Raw genomic sequence first — 17,713 nt, forward strand, 5'->3', positions numbered from 1 at the left:
AACTTTCGCGTTCATTCTGCAAGCAGAATGTTTACTCACTCGTTGTTCAGTTTTCAAAGATCAAACTTGTTTCGTTACTGAATGTTGTTCTCTTCAGCAACTCTTATATAATATCATGCCCGAACCAACTTTGCAAGCTCTTTTTTTAAGTTTCTTTCGAAGCTTATTTCATTCGCTTGTCGCACCGTGTAAACCGTGTTTTCTTGGCCGGAATTAGAATATATCATGTACAGATTTCAATTGCAAGTCTTTTTTCAATAATGATAATCAACCCACATCATCAGCACAATATGTAATCTGACGCTCCTGTACATACAAATAACTCTCAGCATCCTTATTACAGCGCTTCTAATATACATATCCATTAAACATAACCAGGGAAGCCACTTCCACTGCGATTGCAGTGAACAATGGATTGTGACTAGCCCTAGTTTTCGGAGATCTCAGTTTTCTTTCCTTCTATAATAGATAAGAAAGTATATTCCTTGGGTACAGCTTACACATTCCGTTTCACTTCTCAGTGCTTACAATATGCGCTTACCAAGTAAGGAAGCGATCAGTTCCACACCAAGCCTTGCCGTATGTCTATTGTGATCAAACAACGGATTCACCTCAACCAGTTCCATCGACGTAACTTGATTTGTGGAAGCAAGTATCTCCAATGCATAATGTGCCTCTCGGTAATTCAGACCACCAGGTACTGGAGTGCCCACACCCGGAGCTTCCCGCGGATCCAGACAATCCATGTCGAAGCTGACATGAATACCATCTGCCCCTTTTCCCGCTGTAGCTATTGCTTCCTCAATAACTTGCTTTATTCCCATCCGGTCAATATCATGCATCGTAAATGCTCGGATTCCCAGTCCCTTAATCTGCTCTTTCTCATACTCATCCAGATCACGCAGACCAATATAGACCAAGTTGGACGGATCAATAAACGCGCCTGCTCCAGCAATGTGCGACAGATTGAATGCAGTATGCCCCAAGGATGCAGCCACACTCATCCCATGCATATTACCGGACAAGCTGCGTTCTTCCGTATTCAAGTCTGCATGCGCATCAAACCAGATCACACCCAAATTCGAATAGTGTGCTGTTAGCCCGGCAAAAGTACCAATCGCTACACTATGATCTCCCCCAAGCACAAGTGGGAAAGCCCCCTCCTCTACTGCGCCTGATACTTCACTACACACCTTCTCACTGACCTGACGTACCTCATTTAAGTGTTTTACACGATTTCGCTCAATAGGGGCAGCTGGTTCAGAAGGACAATCTACCCGCACTTCTTTGGAAAGCACTAGCCCAAGACTCGCAATCTCCCGCTTCAGTCCAGCTGTAATCAATTCATCCGGCCCCAACTCTGCTCCACCTCTTGCTCCACCGAGTCCAAAAGGAACCTTAATGATAGCAATATTACGTCGCACAGATGTTTGACTTGTATCAATAGAAGTATCTTTTATTCCACCATGGACATCATCATCATTTTTCATGTAGGTCAGCTCCCTCTTTGGTGATCAATACCTGCTCAATTCTCTCCAGTGCCCAATCAATCTCGGACTCTTTAATCGTCAGTGGTGGGGCAAATCGAATGGTTGTCTCATGCGTTTCTTTACACAGCAGTCCAGCAGACATCAAACGCTCACAATAAGGGCGGGCTGGTTCATGCAGTTCAACACCGATAAACAAGCCTTTCCCCCGAATATCCCGTATGGCTGAACTGCGAATATCTCGAAGTCTTTTCATAAAATAGTTCCCCAGACGCTCCGATCGCTCGGCAAGCTTCTCATCTTCAAGAACTTTCAGAGCTGCTATAGCTACGGCGCAGGCGAGTGGGTTACCCCCAAACGTAGAACCATGAGACCCCGGCTCAAACAAGTCAAGTATCTCCGCATCAGCAGCAATAGCCGAGATCGGCATGACTCCTCCCCCCAGCGCTTTGCCCATAATCCAAATGTCCGGTTCAACCCCTTCCCAGTCGGAGGCAAAACGGCGACCTGTTCTTCCAAATCCGGTCTGGATCTCATCAGATACAGTCAACACCTGCTGGCTCTTACACAGAGCAAAAGCTTCTGCCAAATATCCATCAGGCGGGATAACGATTCCAGCTTCGCCCTGAATAGGCTCTACAAGAAAACCAGCCGTATTTGGTGTAATGGCCTGCTTCAGCGCTTCAATATCTCCATAGGGAATAATCCGGAATCCAGGTGTGAACGGCCCAAAATCTTTTTTATACTCCGCTGAAGAAGAAAAAGAGGTAACCGTCAGAGTTCTTCCATGAAAGTTACCAGAGCATACGATAATCTCGGCTTGATTTTCCGGTACACCTTTGCAACGATAAGCCCATCTACGTACCGCCTTCACCGCAGTCTCCACCGCTTCCGCTCCTGTATTCATGGCGAGAATCTTCGATTTCCCCGTGAATTGTGAGAGTTTCTGATAAAAAAGAGAAGCTGAGCTGCTGTGGAATGCCCGTGATGTCAGCGTAACCTGATCTGCCTGATCCTTGAGCGCCTGTATGATCACAGGATGTCTATGACCATGATTCAATGCAGAGTATGCACTTAACATATCCATATAACGGCGGCCTTCAGGGTCTTCCACCCATACCCCTTCCGCCTGTTCAATTACAATTGGGAGCGGATGATAATTAGGTGCAGCATAACGCTCCGACCAATCAATTAACATTTTGGAATCTGACATACACACCCAACACCTTTCCAAAATATTGTATACAAAATACAATAACAATGTATGCGATGCCATCGCTATTTACGACTACATCTCTCTTTTTCCACTCCAGCCTAATCCAAGCCTTTCTCGAATCCAATCCTTTATCCATAGTTAGCGAGAAGTAGAAAGTCTACGTTCCAACCAAGAGAGTAAATTAGCCAGTGTAAATGTAATTATAAAATAGAGGCCAGCGGCAACAAGCAGCGGAGCAAGCGGCTGGAACGTAACACCCTGAATCGTTCTGGCCGTGTATATAATCTCGGCTATGCCGATCATGGAGACAAGCGAAGAATCTTTAATGATAATAATGAATTCATTACCGATGGCTGGAAGCATGTTACGAAAAGCCTGCGGCAGTATAATATAACGAAGTGTCATACCATTTGTCATACCAAGGGAGCGCGAAGCTTCGGTCTGTCCTTTATCAATCGCTTGAATCCCGGCCCTGAACACCTCCGCCATATAGGCCGAGCTATTCATCGTCAGAGCTACCACCCCCGACATAAATGCCGGCAAGTTCACACCTACAACCGTCAGACCATAATGAATAATAAGAATCTGTACGAGCATTGGCGTTCCCCGAATGAGTTCAATATACGCCGATGCCACAAATTTAATTGGCCATATTCGGGATATTCGCATTAGCGCCATGATTACACCCAACAACGTACCAAACAATACGCCGAAAAAGGAAAGTTCAAGCGTAACCCACGCACTTCGTGCATAGTCCTGCCAATGTTCTAATAGAAAGGAAAAATCTAAATTCACGGCATATCCCTCACTCGTCCGGTTTATTCGCCGAGCATCTCATTCGCTTCAACGACGAACCGTTCAATATCTCCGTTTGTTTTGAGCTTTTCCAATGTAGTGTTGATCTGATCCAGCAGCTTCTGATTACCTTTCTTCACTGCGATGGCCGAACCACCCTCGTCTTCAGCCTGTTTAATCTCCACATCTGCAACAACAAGCCCCTCTTGGTTCTTCACATACTGTTCAGCCACCGGCTTCTCCAGGATGAGTGCGTCTACACGCCCCGTCTGCAACTCCAGAATCAGCTCAGGTATTTTGGCCAGAGAGGTGAGCTTTGCTCCCTCTATCTCCTGAGCAATCCCTTCCTGAATGGAACTCTTTTGTACACCAACCTGTTTACCTGATAGATCATCCATGGACTTTAATGCCACACCTTCCCCATCTCTAACAAGTACAGCCTGCTCTGCATAATAGTAGATATCCGTAAAATCAACATTCTTCTTTCGTTCTTCGGTAGGGGTTAAGCCTGATATCACAAAATCAACCTTATCTGTACCAAGGGCCATAAGAAGGCCATCAAAGTCCATGTCCTCAATCTTCAGCTCGGCTCCCAGATCAGCCGCAATTGCTTTGGCAATCTCGATGTCAAAACCTACAATGGTATCTTTACCATCAAATTTCTTATGAAATTCATAGGGTGCATAGTCCGCACTGGTTCCAAGTACAATGACTTCCTTTTCCGCAGAGCTACTGCCCGAAGACGAAGTAGCGTCTGATCCGGATCCTGTCGTTTTTTCCTGCCCACATGCGGACATGAATACAACCACTAACAACAGCATCATTGGCAAAAGCACTTTTTTCACACATCATACCCCTATTCTTTTTTTGAATGAGTAACAGAATGATTTGTATACAATATACATAAGACAATATATGGACTTATATGTAAGTAATACTAACAAATAATTTGGTTTATCACAATCATTATTTAAACATTTATACGCTTTAATTCCATAAAATGTGCTATATATAACATGGCATTTACATCGGCTGAAACATGAAGTTTGCTTGCCCAACTTCCCCCTCGGTGTTAAGATGATAAAAACTTGAAACTCCTGAACGGCGCGTACAGTACGGCCTCACACCCATCTATTTATTCACTATACATAGAAAGGAGGATTCGGTATGGAGGTACCCAAATACCGGTCCTTGAAAGATCACGTATACGATTACATTGCCCAGAAGATTCAAGACGGGACGTTGCTTCCCAACCAGAAGATCAACGAGGCAGAAATATGCAAAAAGCTGGACATCAGTCGCACGCCTACTCGGGAGGCGCTTTTCCAGCTGGCTTCAGACAATCTGCTGCAATACATCCCACGCAGGGGATTTATTGTCACTCCTTTTGATGCAGGCAAAAAACTGGAATTCTCCCAAGCGATCGGTGTGCTGGAGGCACTTGCTGCCACACTTGCAGCAGACCACCTCAGACCATCTGAACTTTTGGAGATGGAAACTCTGGTTGTTCGAATGGACGAAGATATCAGCCAGCTTGATCTTGCTGCCTACAACAAAAACCAATATCAGTTCCATAATCTGTACATTCAGCGATGTGGTAATGCAACAGTCATTGAGATGTTAAACACATTGAAGAACAGTTTCATCCGGCAATCTTATGTTAGTGATAATAAACCAAAGCTATCTGAGGTACTGCTCGAAGTTAATGAAGAGCACCGGCAAATTTTAAGTGCTTTTCGAGCCAAAGATAAGAACCAACTGGAAGCCCTGCTCAAACACCACTGGCGGATTATCGACAACGATATGTTGTAGTACGTGCTGTCAGAACAAACCAAAGGCAACCCACACGATTGTGTGAGTTGTCTTTTTCCTATTTTTCGTTTTTGACCTCCAACGGTGCCATAGCCGCAAAAACAGCATATCCCAACTTTTTGCCGTATTTCGCGAGCAAACGATCATTGGTTTGACTCATTCGCTGCATACGTTCATCCTCAAACCAATTCATATCGATCTCGCGATGTGGATCATGATCAACGCTCCATTTTGCCATGGATCGCGAATGTTCTTTGACCTCTACCTTGGTGAAACCACACTGCTTGAGGCGTTTTCTCCATGCTGTGGCCGTTACCAGGGTTCGTATACCGTAAAATTGCTTTAACCTGCGACACATCAATTCGGTCTTCTGGCCTGATAGAACCATCTCCCGATCCACTAAAAGTCCTCCGGGCTTCAACACCCTTCTATACTCAGCAAGTGCACTCCGCCATGGGGTGAAGATCGTGACCGACTCCACAAATACCACGTCAAAATGATTTTCCGGAAAAGGTAACGATGTTACATCAGCCTGAACAAATCGAACATCCACCCGTTCTCGTCTCGCTCGCCGAACTGCCTTATCCAGCATATTGCGATGAAGATCAATCGCCGTTACCCGATATCCGCCTTTAGCCAAGTAACACGCAGTCCTCCCAGTGCCGCACCCTATCTCAAGAATATGATTACTCACAGGCAGAGATAAGCTATCCAGCAACTTCAGTGTTGCCAAAAATCCTCCAGGATGGGCACTTCCCTCCCCTAACCGAGCCAGCATGTCATGATAATCCACGCGACATCCCCTCCTCACTTCTCCCAGTGTATGGAGTAGATTCAAAAACGGCTCCTCCCCATTCGATTTTCCGGGTACTCGTCCATACCAATTGCTCTTCTTTTTACTATGATATACAAACCGTTGAATTCAAGCGGCAACCGCATCTAATGAGGAGGATTTGCATGTACAGAATTAATCGGGTATGTGAAGAAACGGTTTCTCCGCACGTTGGACGTTCCGTTTGTCTCGTTATGAACGACGGTAAGCATATGTATGGTACGCTTAGTCAATGTCGTGATGGCAAAATTTATTTGAACGGGTGTTTCGAGGGACCACGGCTGTGTTCAGTCAAATCCAAACAGCAGCTGGTGAAAAGCAGCAAGAAAAACGCTGTTGTAACAAAAAAAGTTAAATCTTCGGCATACGGTCGATATGGATACGGAGGATACGGTGGGGGTTACGGCTATGGAGCGGGAATCGATCTGGCTCTGGTAACAACATTGTTTCTGCTGCCATTCCTGTTCATCTAAATTCCATTCTGATCGTGGTAAAATTGTAGTCATAACAAAGACCCTTTTTGCTTATAGCGAAAAGGGTCTTTATCTTTTTCATACGATTCACGTCAATTACACTATACTTACTGTTAAAAAATGATACAAAAAAAGGCATTCGCCAAAACGAATGCCGGGAACTTCATATTTAATACCCTTACCTTCGCACAGGGTGTCTATTTAATCTTAAAAAAAAACACCTCGTTAGAGGCGGGTAAGCTATGTTAAATCCGATTTCCTTTAGGCATCGTTTTCAGATTACTATTCGAATTCTCAAGCAATGGTAGCATCCTAGTCGTGCTGACCATCTCAGAAGCACATATCGGACAAGTAGGTACGTTATCAAACGCAAAATTGTCCCGCATCCATCCTTTGCACGTATCACTCGTACATTCCCAGATTGCCGCATCAGCTTGTGGAATCTCTTCCAACGGTTTTTTGCGATTATACATGACTTCTACCCCCTTTGTTATGGAAAAACATCTAACCGACGTTATTTCACAGAAGCCTACACTTAGCGGAAGTTTCACGTCCCACCGGACTCCTGCCTCGACAACTAATGGGCCGACTTTTATATAACTGATCAAAAAAAAGAAGCTGCCTTTACCATTATAACATGTTAAAGGCAGCTATGCTTTAATTACAGTTTTACAACTTCTTCTGCTTGAGGACCACGGTTTCCTTGTACAATTTTAAATTGCACGCGTTGACCTTCGTCCAGCGTTTTGAAGCCTTCGCCTGTAATAGCGCTGAAGTGTACGAATACATCTTCTCCGCCTTCAACTTCGATGAAACCGAAGCCTTTATCAGCGTTGAACCATTTTACTGTTCCGTTTTGCATGTGAATTACACCTCCAAATAAAGATTAACATGTTCCTTTGTTCTTTGCAGCAAGCAAATAAAAATTCACACATTGAAAAAGGTACCAGTCATAAACCTATAAGTGATCGCCCTTTACAATATATGAATTAGGTTTTCCACTCTCTACAACTTGTTTTTATTATAACTCCATTTCAGCCAAAAAGCAAATCTTTGTATTTTCTTTTCAAACAGCTTTGGGAATACATGTTATTAACACACGTGGGGCCAGGGTTTATCAAGCTTATGTGACTGATCACTTGTGTACGGTCTTATGAAAGGATATGCAGATCTAATCCATCTTATACATTTTTTATATAATATTCTGACATGCATATCCAACACAACCAATGAATCATCTTACTCCAGTATAACACACTATGTCCATGCCCACATAAATGCATCCCGATCCCAGGCGATCTGCCCACGATGAAGCTTTCGGAAAGCCTTCTTCACTTCCTTGGACAATGATGTATTGCCGTTCTCGTTAACAAAAACAAACTCTTCACCAAAATGGGTCTTCACATATTCTATGGCAGCTTCCTGATGAAGTGTTCCTGTGAATTTAATCTCCTGTACCATCCATTCCGCTACACCTTGTGCTGTCTTCTCCACTATATCACCTACTGTCTAAACCTAATGTACGGATAGGCAGACCTCGTATCATGAACATATCTGTCTTCCCGCCAGACTGAAGTATACCATGATCCAACTGCTGACGGGAAACTGTATGATAACTACTTTCAAGCAATACCCGCAATACCCTTAATGAACAACCGTATTCGCTTGCTCACTCCCTTTGGATGGAATAGACGAATTTGTTCGAATGCTCCACACTAACCATGCACAGTAAGCAATCAGTACTGCCAGTATAAACAGATCGTAAGGGAGTGTACCTGTGTCCTCCAGATCATTCCCTAAAAATTGAATCAGATTATGTATGAAATGAAACAATATAAGCGGTACGATATTTCCGTTCTTCAGCATCAATAACGCCAGTACAGCTCCCAGGAGCAGCGCATAGATCAATTGCATGATCGTATCCGTCATATCCTGACCAGACAATGCGTTCAATAGATGTGTAATGGAAAACAAGATGCTGGAGGTCACAACTGCGGCCACTGCACTTTTTTGAAGCAATGTTTTGAAAATAAGCCCCCGATAGATCGTTTCCTCAACAAAAGCTACGAGTAAGGTAAACAAGATGAAAAAGGCTACCCGTGACAAGCTCAGCTCCCCAAATCCTTTCAGGGTAAGTGTACCCAGTACAAGGAGTAGTGGAATATAATACTTTGCATGGCCAGCTGGGATACTTCGCAAAGATCGGAAGCCAGTCTCTCTCCACTTGCGCCTTAACGTCAGATAGATCATCAGAACAATGGCGATGGGTGTAAAGGAAATGAGTACAGGGGAAGTGTAGTCGAGTTGTTTTATCGTTGCAATGGCCCCTGCTGCAAATACGGCTAACAGGAGAAGCAGCTCAATAATCACAACGGTGAGCACAGGTTTCCGCTCGGAAAAGGAATGTTTTGGCTTGGCTTGCGGATTAATCATACATTTGCCTACCTCGTTTCATTTATGTTTTCCGTTGTCATAAGAACTTATATGCCAATATAGTTGTATCACATTATCCGTATATTGAATATTCCTATTATGGATAAAACTATAAAAGTAACAAAAAAGAGACTTATCCTGACTTCTTTTCCCCTAAAATCAGGTATGGCTTATACCTTTATCTGTCCATTATAGTATTACAAGAGTTCAAAGCTGCAGGGGTGTGGCGACTCTTCAACGTCATATATCTATGAAGTACCCATTAACGATAGTTTTACAATGCATAATGAAATCAGGGGGATACTATGAAAGCATTCTTTCAGCGCTGGGGGCATTTACTGGCTATTCTTTGCATACCGCTCCAAGGCTCCATTTACGTATTTCTAGGCAGCAACACCGGAAGTGATGTCTTCTACAATTATGCTTGGATTGACACACAGATTCCTTTTCTCAAAGAATTTATTTATCCGTACATTAGCTGGATGCCCATTCTGTATCTTGGATTTCTCTATTTGGGTCTGACGAACAAGTCGCTATTCTGGCGTACGTTGATTACCTATAATGTTGGTGTCATGGCTGCCAATGTCTGTTTTGCGGTGTTCCCTACCCATGTCCCGCGCCCGGAGCTCGGCGGAACTGATCTGAGCAGCGTGTTAGTGCAGTTTATCTATACCAATGATGCGCCCTTCAACTGTTTCCCAAGTGTTCACGTTCTGACCAGCTATTTGCTGTTTATTGTGATCAACAGACACTTGAACTTTAAGCCTTTGGCACGGATTGCTTGGTCGGTATGGCTGTGGTTGATTATTGCTTCAACGGTGTTTGTAAAACAGCATTCCTTGCTGGACATCGCTGGAGGTATTTTGTTTGCTGAGGCCGCGTATTGGACTGTACATGTCTTTGCTCTTCGTCTTGGGCAGGCACGAAAAAAAGGCAAGCAGCCACTCACAGCTTCTAACCCAACCAGTCATGTATAACGACATTTATTGATGTAACAGGTGGGATGATGATCCTGCTATACAGCAAAAGAGGGCATAGGCCCTCTTTTTTTGTACTCATTTAATTAAACCTACTTATATAGAAGAACTTTATTTGGGTTGGACTACGCGTTTCATGCTATAGGTGGCCGTTCATGAAGAAGGTCAGACGGTGGACTTCCGGTTATACGTTTGAATATGCGGTAAAAATAAGACAGATCCCGGTAGCCGAGAAATTCGGCAATTTCCTGGATGGAGAGTTGTGACTCGGTGAGCAGATATATGGCTCGTTTCATCCGTTGATCATGGACATATTGACTGATGGTCTGATTTGTCATGCTTTTGAATAATGCGGCAGCATAATTGGGAGTTTTATTGATCTCGTCCCCGAGTTCTTCCTTCGTCACTTTCTCCCGATAATGCCGCTCAATATATCGCTTCATCCGTTCAACATGATTATGCCTCTCCGGCGGGATAACTCCACGATCAAGCTCCCTGTTCATATAAATCAACACTTCCATCAATAAGGCTTGGCTCATCATGACATAATAAGACGGACGCTCCTGCCATTGTTGATAAATAGCGCTCATGCGTTGATGGATCAGTTCGTAACATCCAGGTTTATGCCGCAAAGCCTCATACCGTTCCAGTGCAGGCAGAGTTTCGGTATGGTCGCGTTGCAATTGAATTACAATCTGTGTGTGCGTTACTGTAGGAATACTCTTGCCGTAATATGGGGTACCACCTGGAATGAGGAGCAATTCCCCCTTTTCCATGATCTGTTTATCACCGTTCACCCAATATACACATTTTCCATAAGTAACCAAGCTAAGCCGCCAAGTTTCTTGAGATTGCACAGCTTCTTCGTACCAACCGACACCATTAATATGTCGTACTTCAAGTGGAGTGACCATAACACACCTCATTATCGGACTATACTCTAATCATTGTACTATAGTTCATACCCTGATTCGACAGAAAACGCTACAATACACATATAAGCTTAAATATGAGGAGGAAATTAGCATGTTAAAAACAAAAATCATTTGTACCATGGGACCTGCTTGTGACTCAATCGAATTGTTAAAAGTAATGATTCAGGAAGGTATGACCGTTGCACGTCTGAACATGGCTCATGGCGAACTGGAAGATCACGTTACACGGATTAACAATATCCGCAAAGCAGCTTCCGAACTGAACACCTATATACCGATCATGATGGACATCAAAGGGCCGGAAGTGCGTATCGGTAAACTGAAAGAAGCATCCTGCCATCTGCAAGCTGGTAAAGAGCTGATCCTGACTACCGAAGAAATTCTCGGTGACGCTGAGCGTATCTCGGTAAACTATCCAGAACTGAACCTCGTTGTGAAACCTGGCGATCGTATCCTCATCGATGATGGCCTTGTGGATCTGACTGTACTGTCTGTGGAAGGATCCGATATCCATTGTAAAATCATCAGTGGCGGCATTCTAAAACCACGCAAAGGGGTTAACTTGCCAGGAATCAAAACGACATTGCCAGGTGTAACCGAGCGTGACGTTATGCACATCGGATTTGGGATCGAAAACGATATCGAAATTATCGCAGCATCCTTTGTTCGTAAAGGCGATGACATCCGTGAAATCCGCAGCATTCTGAAAGAACGCGGTGTAGACCACGTACAGATCATCTCCAAAATCGAAAACCAGGAAGGTATGACGAACCTGGACGATATTATTGAAGCATCTGACGGTATCATGGTAGCTCGTGGAGATCTCGGGGTTGAAGTTCCGATCGAAGACGTACCAATGATGCAAAAAGAAATGATCGATAAATGTAACCGCGCTGGTAAACCGGTTATCGTAGCTACACACATGCTGGAGTCCATGCAAGTAAACCCACGCCCTACTCGTTCCGAAGTTAGTGACGTGGCAAACGCTGTACTTCAAGGTGCTGACGTTGTAATGTTGTCCGGTGAATCAGCTGCTGGTAAATATCCGGTACAATCCGTGCGCACGATGGCTGCTGTTGCTCGCCGTGCCGAAACAATGATCGATTACAAAGAGCAATTCGCACAAAAATCGGCTCAACAGATCGCTGATATTACTGAAGTTATCAGTCAGGGCGCTGTAAGTTCTTCCCTCGTACTGAATGCAAAAGCAATCATCACTTCGACTGAGAGTGGATTCACAGCACGCATGATCTCCAAATATCGTCCAAAAGCGCCAATCATCGCAGTTACACAACATGAAGAAGTATTGGCAAAAATCTGCCTGCTCTCCGGTGTTATTCCGGTTATGGGCGACAAAGTAACGACAACGGATGAAATGTTCGAATCGGCTACGCGTAACGCAATCAAAACAGGTTACATTGAAAAAGGTGACATCATTGTATTGTCCGCTGGTGTTCCAATCGGTCAATCCGGTAATACAAACCTGATCAAAGTTCAACAAGTTTAATTCAATAACTGAACTGAAGCTATATATCTTAGCTATAAAATAGAAATAGAAATAGAAATACAAAAAACCACCGGGAGCAGAAATGCTGCCCGGTGGTTTTTTGTTGATGTTGTTGCCAATGATCGTGATGTTATAACAAACGACTTCGAGATTATAGATTCCTCGAGTAATTAACCAGATCCTGTGACATGGTGTTGATCTCATCCATTGAAGCATTCACCTGCTGTGTCAGAGCAGCTTGATTTTGTGTTAACGTGGACATATTACCAATGTGCTCAAGAATCTGATCAATAAGTGTTTTCATCTTCTGCATGCTATCTTCGATATTTACTGTGGCCTCCGAACTGTGATCAGCCAGTTTCCGCACTTCACCTGCAACGACGCCAAATCCCAGTCCCAGCTCTCCCGCTCGCGCGGCTTCAATGGCTGCATTCAACCCCAGCAGATTGGTCTGACTGGCAATCTCTCGAATAAACACGGTAATATTCTTCGTATCATCTGCACTGCTTTTCACTTGAATGGCTGCATCGGCAGATAACTCCTGTGCAGTCACCAGATCCTGTGCCTGATCGGTAATCGAGTTAATTCCACGTACCATCTCGCCAATGGACTCCGATAATTGTTTTGTTTTGAGATTCATGGCTTCCACGATCTGTTCCTTATTCTTCTCATGGGTAACATCTCGAATGGTTCCAGCTACACGGAGTGGTACTCCATCCTGATCCCTAATGGTCTCCCCACCCGCGTGATACCAACGATACTCCCCGTCTTTGCGCTGCAGACGATAATCCAGATCGTACGGTGTACGACCACTGTAATCGTTCATATGTCTGGCAAATTCGTTGATCGTCCGATCATGGTCTTCCGGATGAAGTCGGCTACTCCAGCTGCTGAACACATTCGGGAAATCCTGCTCGTCTTTAAACCCTAACTCTTTACGGAACTGGGGTGACCACCAAAATTCATTGTTCGGATTAACCACATCTCCAGCCACAACGGTCATATCCCACGGTGCCTCCACCAAGGCGCGGTTAACCAGATCATATCGGGTGACGAGTGCTTCCAGCTCATCAGACTTGCTCTTCTCCTCATGAATATCAAACATGATGCCCAGAAGTTTGACCGGAACTCCAGCCTGATTTCGGATGACTTGTCCAAGGCATCGGAACCAGCGAATTTCTCCACTTTTTGTAATCATACGGCTGATGACGTTATAGGCAGTTGTTGCTTTTGTGTCATTCACATGTTTCATAATCTCCTGCACCAGTTGAGGTCTGTCATCCGGATAGATCGATTTGGCCCAGCTTGCAAATGAATCGGGATAATCCTTGGCATTGTGGAAGCCTAACATTTGGCGGAATTCATTCGAAAATGCGACGATATTATTGTTATCCAGTGGATCACCGGCAACAATTTCAGATTCCCATAATCCCACATTCATCGCCTGATTCAGCATTCTAAGGCGCATTTCCACGGCTTCGTTTTGTGCTTTCATCATATGTACTGCTTTTTTGATATTACTAGCTATTTCATCAGTATCCTGAAACTCAATGCCATCTTCGATCCATGCGTCATAGTTGCCCTTTTCTGCGTTTGCTACCAGTTTACGACTATACTCCAATAATCTCTGATGAGTATCTGTACGAAGGGGTTTGGTCGATTCAGTACGTTTACGAAACATGCTCATTTCTCCTCTTAGCTCATATGATATATATTTCGACATTATCAGACATTAAGTGTAGAGCAATGGTCTTAATTTTGTATAAAAACAAGAACCAGCGCTGAAACAGCACTGGTTCTTATATTAATTGCCTTTATTTTTTATGAAAATAAATCTTAAATGACTGCCTCTTCCCAGCTACCAGCCAAAATTCAGTGTTTTCCCCGTCTCCACCCAAGTTTTGATGCTGCTTAGAATCATCCACCAGCTGCTCTGTGCATTCGCAATGGAAGGATGGTTATCTGTAAATTGATCATTGATCAGCGTCAGCTTCGTACACTCACCTACAGTTTCCAACTGGAAGACCACTCTGGATTGAAGCTCGGCATGATTCGCATGGTACGACGGCCCGGGATGCTCCTGATAACTGAGTCTGGACAACGGTTCAAATTCCAATATATCTCCATACACATGGACAGTCTCCGCACCATCATTGCCCGGCCCTACATAAGCAAACGGCTGGCCTGGTTGGAAATTGGTGCGAAGTTCACTGCCGAAAAAGCTGTTCCGTGTGCCATCTGGTGATATTAGAGCATTCCACACCTGTTCCAGTCCTGCATTGATATAGAATTCATATTTCAGTTCCATGGACTCACTCCCTTTATGTATTGGATAAGCGATCTGCCAACCTCGCACTCCTATCCTATCGTTATACCCCAAAGGCCGTATTGTAAAAACGCGACAACAGGTAAAATATAAGCTCTTTAATTCTCCCGGAATGTTTATACCACGATCCAAAAGGTTGCGCCCATATAGTGCTTTCCCAGAAGATCAGATATACTAAACTGGAATGAAATAACAGGAGTTGTTCAATATGACTGGAACGTCACAATCCTCATTGTTACCCTATCAACAAATGATTCAGTTGCTGCAGAAAGCGAGTTGGTATGAGAACCGATGCGTTGACATCTCGGCATACATAGAGCAGTGCCCTACATCCGCAGATTTATTTCCGGCTGCCCGATCGTTTCTAGAAGAGTTTTGGGGAATAGATGAAATTATATATTTTAAATACTATAGCCACATCTCCGGGGAAGTGCTGGCTGAAAGCCCCTGGCATGAATATGAATTTCATTTTATTCCGAACGCTGAAGAGACACTACGTTGTTCCACAGAGATGCATTCGATCTTGAAATACGCTGATGAAGATTGTTATTGTCTTGGATTAACTGGATACTACTATTCCGCAGTCACAGCCATTGGCCGTTCGGGCAAACTGTATCTGTTACACGACTATGATCCAAACGTACATGCATTCGATAATCTGATTGACAGTATGATACATGAACTTCACATGCATAAGCTTGTTCCCCATTCACTCATGGGACGTAATCAGAAAGGAAATGAGATATGAGCCAATCAACAAATATTATGGGTATCCCTTTTCCCAACGTCACGATGGGCCAAACCGTTGCAATCCTTGATAAAGTCGTAGATCAGGAGAGCAATGAACTGTTCCATGTCATCACAGGTAATCCCGAGATTGTTATGTCCTGTCAAAAGAATGCCTCTCTTCGGAAAGTCGTCGATCAAGCCGGGTTGGTCACAGCTGACGGTGCTGGCATTGTGATGGTATCCCGTTTCCGCGGCGGACAATTGACTGAACGGGTAACCGGTTGTGATCTGCTGTTTCGTTTATTAGAGGAAGGTGATCAAAAACACTGGTCATTTTACATGCTGGGAGCAGAGGAAAGCGTCAGTGAACAGGCAATAAAGGTCATTGCACAGCGTTACCCGGAGTTATCTTAAAAGGCAGACACCATGGTTATTTCCAGGCAGATGAGGAACAACAGATTGTGGAAGAGATTTGTACTGCTCAACCAGACTTTCTTATCGTTGCTCTTGGTGCACCCCAGGCGGAACACTGGATTAACAAGTATCGCCACCAGTTGAACGCTCGTGTAGCCATAGGTGTTGGAGGCAGTCTCGATATCGTGGCTGGCAAAACCAAACGTGCCCCTGCGATATGGCAGAAGCTTAACCTGGAATGGCTCTATCGCCTCCTCAGTCAACCTTCGAGATGGCGAAGGCAACTCATTTTACCCCGTTTTGCTGTGCGGGCATTGTTGTTCAGAGAACCTAAATAATGTGAGATGAGCAGGAGGAATGATTCGGATGAAGCAGGTAGAACAAGGAGACAGACCAAGCATGGGCCTGTTGAATCTGAATGAAGGTGACCATAAATATCAACTGACACGCCATGCTCCTTCCGAAGCACTTCGGCCTTTTGTTAAACATTACTGGATCGTATCGTGGGATCTGACTGGACTTGAACCGTATCCCCAACATGTCGTACCTAACCCCTGTGTCAATCTGATTGTGGAACGGAACAATACGTTTTTCTTCGGACCATCGGGACGTAAATTCTCTTATCTTGTGAGCGGGAAAGGTCGTGTATTTGGCGTGAAGTTCAACCCAGGAGGATTCTATCCCTTCCTTCGGGTTCCTGTTTCTTCATTGTACGGACAACCGATGAATGTATCCAATATTCTTGACGTCACAGCGGAGTCCTTGGAAGACCGGCTTCTTGGGGCGGGGGATGAAGGGGATACAACCAGTTACATCGACCAGCTATTGTGTGCACACCTTCCTGCTGAAGATGCTCAAGCAAGAATGGTTCATGATATTGTGCAACAGATTGAACAGAACCGAGAGATGTTGAGAGTGGATGATCTGTCTTCCTATTGGAATATGCATACCCGAAAGCTTCAACGGCTGTTCAATCAGTATGTGGGCATCGGACCCAAAACGGTAATCAAGTTGTATCGTCTGCAAAATGCTGCAGAATGGATGGACCGCGGTCTTCACTGTGACCTGATTAAGCTATCTCAGGATCTTGGATATCATGATCAATCCCATTTCATCCGAGATTTCAAGTCCATTATTGGCAGTACACCAGAGGAGTACTTACACTCTAGACATCCGCATGGTGAGCGCCGAGGGCTGATCAATTAGAAACCTGTCCTGGAAATCAGGACAGGCGAATGACTTCTATGGTATCCCCCGTATGGATTACACCTTCCCGTTCAACCGAGCATACAATCCCACGTTTTTTGCGAGCCGCAGGCACGAATTTTTTGCGCAAACCGTCCTGTTCATAGAATTGTTCAATCATTTTTCCCGGATGTACACAGGGAAGGTTCTCCCCTTCGCATATTAACCCTGTCCCGTTCGGAAATAGGAGCCGCGTTCCAGCAGGCAGTTCCGTCAATCGATCAATGCCACGAACCAGTATATTGGCACCAAGCCACTCTGGACGCACTTCAGGAATGTTCATTTTCTCAGCAATAAGAGCACATTCTTCCTCGGAAACAATACTGATCTGGCGGCGATTCGCAATCGGTGTACCGCGCTTGTAGATTTTCTGACGTGAGTCCGCCGGACGAAGCAGACCATAATGACGGTCACCCGGAATTCCTGCAAGCTCAATGTCGATAAAAGGTACAACTCGGGTCACAAATGTGGATGGATCATCAGCCAACATGACGAATTGAACTGTTCCCATAGTAATCTCCTCCCTTTCCTG

At 44.5% G+C, this 17,713-nt stretch carries 19 protein-coding genes and 1 pseudogene; 7 read left to right on the top strand and 13 right to left on the bottom strand.

All coding sequences use genetic code 11. From position 1 onward, the window contains the following. Positions 1-524 precede the first annotated feature (524 nt). From rocF to C161_RS18500, 4 genes are all read right to left on the bottom strand, one after another. A complete protein-coding gene (gene rocF / locus C161_RS18485) occupies positions 525-1,490 on the bottom strand; it encodes an arginase (RefSeq protein WP_083669988.1) in 966 nt (321 codons plus the stop codon). Then, on the bottom strand, positions 1,480-2,700 hold the full coding sequence (locus C161_RS18490) for an ornithine--oxo-acid transaminase (RefSeq protein WP_036671924.1): 1,221 nt from the start codon (positions 2,698-2,700) through the stop codon (positions 1,480-1,482). Before C161_RS18490 ends, rocF begins: the two co-directional genes overlap by 11 nt. Positions 2,701-2,841: 141 nt before the next feature. Continuing rightward, a complete protein-coding gene (locus tag C161_RS18495) occupies positions 2,842-3,498 on the bottom strand; it encodes an amino acid ABC transporter permease (RefSeq protein WP_036671925.1) in 657 nt (218 codons plus the stop codon). Between the two features lie 23 nt (positions 3,499-3,521). Then, the gene (locus C161_RS18500; protein ID WP_036671926.1) at positions 3,522-4,343 is read right to left on the bottom strand and encodes a transporter substrate-binding domain-containing protein; all 822 of its coding nucleotides are present in this window, start codon (positions 4,341-4,343) and stop codon (positions 3,522-3,524) included. A 322-nt stretch (positions 4,344-4,665) separates the two neighbouring features. On the opposite strand from C161_RS18500, the gene C161_RS18505 reads away from it, so the two are divergent. Next, positions 4,666-5,310, top strand: a complete 645-nt coding sequence (locus C161_RS18505; protein ID WP_036671927.1) for a GntR family transcriptional regulator — start codon at positions 4,666-4,668, stop codon at positions 5,308-5,310. A 58-nt stretch (positions 5,311-5,368) separates the two neighbouring features. On the opposite strand, the gene C161_RS18510 is transcribed toward C161_RS18505, so the two are convergent. After that, positions 5,369-6,103: a class I SAM-dependent methyltransferase gene (locus C161_RS18510; RefSeq protein WP_036671928.1), complete on the bottom strand. Its 735-nt coding sequence runs from the start codon at positions 6,101-6,103 to the stop codon at positions 5,369-5,371. 164 nt (positions 6,104-6,267) lie between these two features. Between C161_RS18510 and C161_RS18515 the strand changes: the two genes are divergently transcribed. Beyond that, positions 6,268-6,615, top strand: coding sequence for a hypothetical protein (locus C161_RS18515; protein ID WP_036671929.1), 348 nt, complete (start codon positions 6,268-6,270; stop codon positions 6,613-6,615). 245 nt (positions 6,616-6,860) lie between these two features. Here C161_RS18515 and C161_RS18520 read toward each other — a convergent pair whose 3' ends face one another. The 4 genes from C161_RS18520 to C161_RS18535 all read right to left on the bottom strand — a co-directional run bounded on the left by C161_RS18520 (position 6,861) and on the right by C161_RS18535 (position 9,048). Next, positions 6,861-7,088: a cold-shock protein gene (locus C161_RS18520; RefSeq protein WP_017691121.1), complete on the bottom strand. Its 228-nt coding sequence runs from the start codon at positions 7,086-7,088 to the stop codon at positions 6,861-6,863. 188 nt (positions 7,089-7,276) lie between these two features. Beyond that, on the bottom strand, positions 7,277-7,477 hold the full coding sequence (locus C161_RS18525) for a cold-shock protein (RefSeq protein WP_024633772.1): 201 nt from the start codon (positions 7,475-7,477) through the stop codon (positions 7,277-7,279). Between the two features lie 395 nt (positions 7,478-7,872). After that, complete coding sequence (locus C161_RS18530) at positions 7,873-8,109, bottom strand: DUF6953 family protein (protein WP_036607962.1); 237 nt, start codon at positions 8,107-8,109, stop codon at positions 7,873-7,875. A 150-nt stretch (positions 8,110-8,259) separates the two neighbouring features. Continuing rightward, on the bottom strand, positions 8,260-9,048 hold the full coding sequence (locus tag C161_RS18535; RefSeq protein WP_036671930.1) for a CPBP family intramembrane glutamic endopeptidase: 789 nt from the start codon (positions 9,046-9,048) through the stop codon (positions 8,260-8,262). A gap of 305 nt (positions 9,049-9,353) precedes the next feature. On the opposite strand from C161_RS18535, the gene C161_RS18540 reads away from it, so the two are divergent. Then, positions 9,354-10,025 carry a phosphatase PAP2 family protein gene (locus tag C161_RS18540; RefSeq protein ID WP_051449805.1) on the top strand — a complete coding sequence of 224 codons (672 nt, stop codon included), beginning with the start codon at positions 9,354-9,356 and terminating at the stop codon, positions 10,023-10,025. A 134-nt stretch (positions 10,026-10,159) separates the two neighbouring features. Here the strand turns inward: C161_RS18540 and C161_RS18545 are convergent, their stop codons facing one another. Continuing rightward, complete coding sequence (locus tag C161_RS18545; RefSeq protein WP_036607966.1) at positions 10,160-10,939, bottom strand: helix-turn-helix transcriptional regulator; 780 nt, start codon at positions 10,937-10,939, stop codon at positions 10,160-10,162. 112 nt (positions 10,940-11,051) lie between these two features. On the opposite strand from C161_RS18545, the gene pyk reads away from it, so the two are divergent. Then, positions 11,052-12,467: a pyruvate kinase gene (pyk, locus tag C161_RS18550; protein ID WP_036607968.1), complete on the top strand. Its 1,416-nt coding sequence runs from the start codon at positions 11,052-11,054 to the stop codon at positions 12,465-12,467. Between the two features lie 151 nt (positions 12,468-12,618). On the opposite strand, the gene C161_RS18555 is transcribed toward pyk, so the two are convergent. Further along, complete coding sequence (locus tag C161_RS18555; protein WP_036671931.1) at positions 12,619-14,148, bottom strand: methyl-accepting chemotaxis protein; 1,530 nt, start codon at positions 14,146-14,148, stop codon at positions 12,619-12,621. A 177-nt stretch (positions 14,149-14,325) separates the two neighbouring features. After that, the gene (locus C161_RS18560) at positions 14,326-14,775 is read right to left on the bottom strand and encodes an SRPBCC family protein (RefSeq protein ID WP_036671932.1); all 450 of its coding nucleotides are present in this window, start codon (positions 14,773-14,775) and stop codon (positions 14,326-14,328) included. Between the two features lie 226 nt (positions 14,776-15,001). Between C161_RS18560 and C161_RS18565 the strand changes: the two genes are divergently transcribed. From C161_RS18565 to C161_RS18575, 3 genes and pseudogenes are all read left to right on the top strand, one after another. Next, a complete protein-coding gene (locus tag C161_RS18565) occupies positions 15,002-15,541 on the top strand; it encodes an SUKH-3 domain-containing protein (protein ID WP_051449806.1) in 540 nt (179 codons plus the stop codon). A gap of 215 nt (positions 15,542-15,756) precedes the next feature. After that, positions 15,757-16,274: pseudogene (locus C161_RS18570) on the top strand (WecB/TagA/CpsF family glycosyltransferase). Between the two features lie 28 nt (positions 16,275-16,302). After that, positions 16,303-17,142, top strand: a complete 840-nt coding sequence (locus C161_RS18575) for a helix-turn-helix transcriptional regulator (protein WP_036671933.1) — start codon at positions 16,303-16,305, stop codon at positions 17,140-17,142. Between the two features lie 16 nt (positions 17,143-17,158). Here C161_RS18575 and C161_RS18580 read toward each other — a convergent pair whose 3' ends face one another. Further along, complete coding sequence (locus tag C161_RS18580; protein ID WP_036671934.1) at positions 17,159-17,692, bottom strand: MOSC domain-containing protein; 534 nt, start codon at positions 17,690-17,692, stop codon at positions 17,159-17,161. Positions 17,693-17,713: the final 21 nt, after the last annotated feature.

It is taken from the genome of Paenibacillus sp. FSL R5-192, assembly GCF_000517845.1.
In the GTDB taxonomy this organism is placed as follows: domain Bacteria; phylum Bacillota; class Bacilli; order Paenibacillales; family Paenibacillaceae; genus Paenibacillus; species Paenibacillus amylolyticus.

Coding starts and splice junctions, on each gene's coding strand:
- C161_RS18545 (WP_036607966.1), bottom strand. CDS start 10,939: ATGGTCACTCCACTTGAAGTACGACATATTAATGGTGTCGGTTGGTAC.
- C161_RS18490 (WP_036671924.1), bottom strand. CDS start 2,700: ATGTCAGATTCCAAAATGTTAATTGATTGGTCGGAGCGTTATGCTGCA.
- C161_RS18565 (WP_051449806.1), top strand. CDS start 15,002: ATGACTGGAACGTCACAATCCTCATTGTTACCCTATCAACAAATGATT.
- C161_RS18540 (WP_051449805.1), top strand. CDS start 9,354: ATGAAAGCATTCTTTCAGCGCTGGGGGCATTTACTGGCTATTCTTTGC.
- C161_RS18555 (WP_036671931.1), bottom strand. CDS start 14,148: ATGTTTCGTAAACGTACTGAATCGACCAAACCCCTTCGTACAGATACT.
- C161_RS18515 (WP_036671929.1), top strand. CDS start 6,268: ATGTACAGAATTAATCGGGTATGTGAAGAAACGGTTTCTCCGCACGTT.
- rocF (WP_083669988.1), bottom strand. CDS start 1,490: ATGAAAAATGATGATGATGTCCATGGTGGAATAAAAGATACTTCTATT.
- C161_RS18505 (WP_036671927.1), top strand. CDS start 4,666: ATGGAGGTACCCAAATACCGGTCCTTGAAAGATCACGTATACGATTAC.
- C161_RS18520 (WP_017691121.1), bottom strand. CDS start 7,088: ATGTATAATCGCAAAAAACCGTTGGAAGAGATTCCACAAGCTGATGCG.
- C161_RS18525 (WP_024633772.1), bottom strand. CDS start 7,477: ATGCAAAACGGAACAGTAAAATGGTTCAACGCTGATAAAGGCTTCGGT.
- C161_RS18580 (WP_036671934.1), bottom strand. CDS start 17,692: ATGGGAACAGTTCAATTCGTCATGTTGGCTGATGATCCATCCACATTT.
- C161_RS18575 (WP_036671933.1), top strand. CDS start 16,303: ATGAAGCAGGTAGAACAAGGAGACAGACCAAGCATGGGCCTGTTGAAT.
- pyk (WP_036607968.1), top strand. CDS start 11,052: ATGTTAAAAACAAAAATCATTTGTACCATGGGACCTGCTTGTGACTCA.
- C161_RS18535 (WP_036671930.1), bottom strand. CDS start 9,048: ATGATTAATCCGCAAGCCAAGCCAAAACATTCCTTTTCCGAGCGGAAA.
- C161_RS18560 (WP_036671932.1), bottom strand. CDS start 14,775: ATGGAACTGAAATATGAATTCTATATCAATGCAGGACTGGAACAGGTG.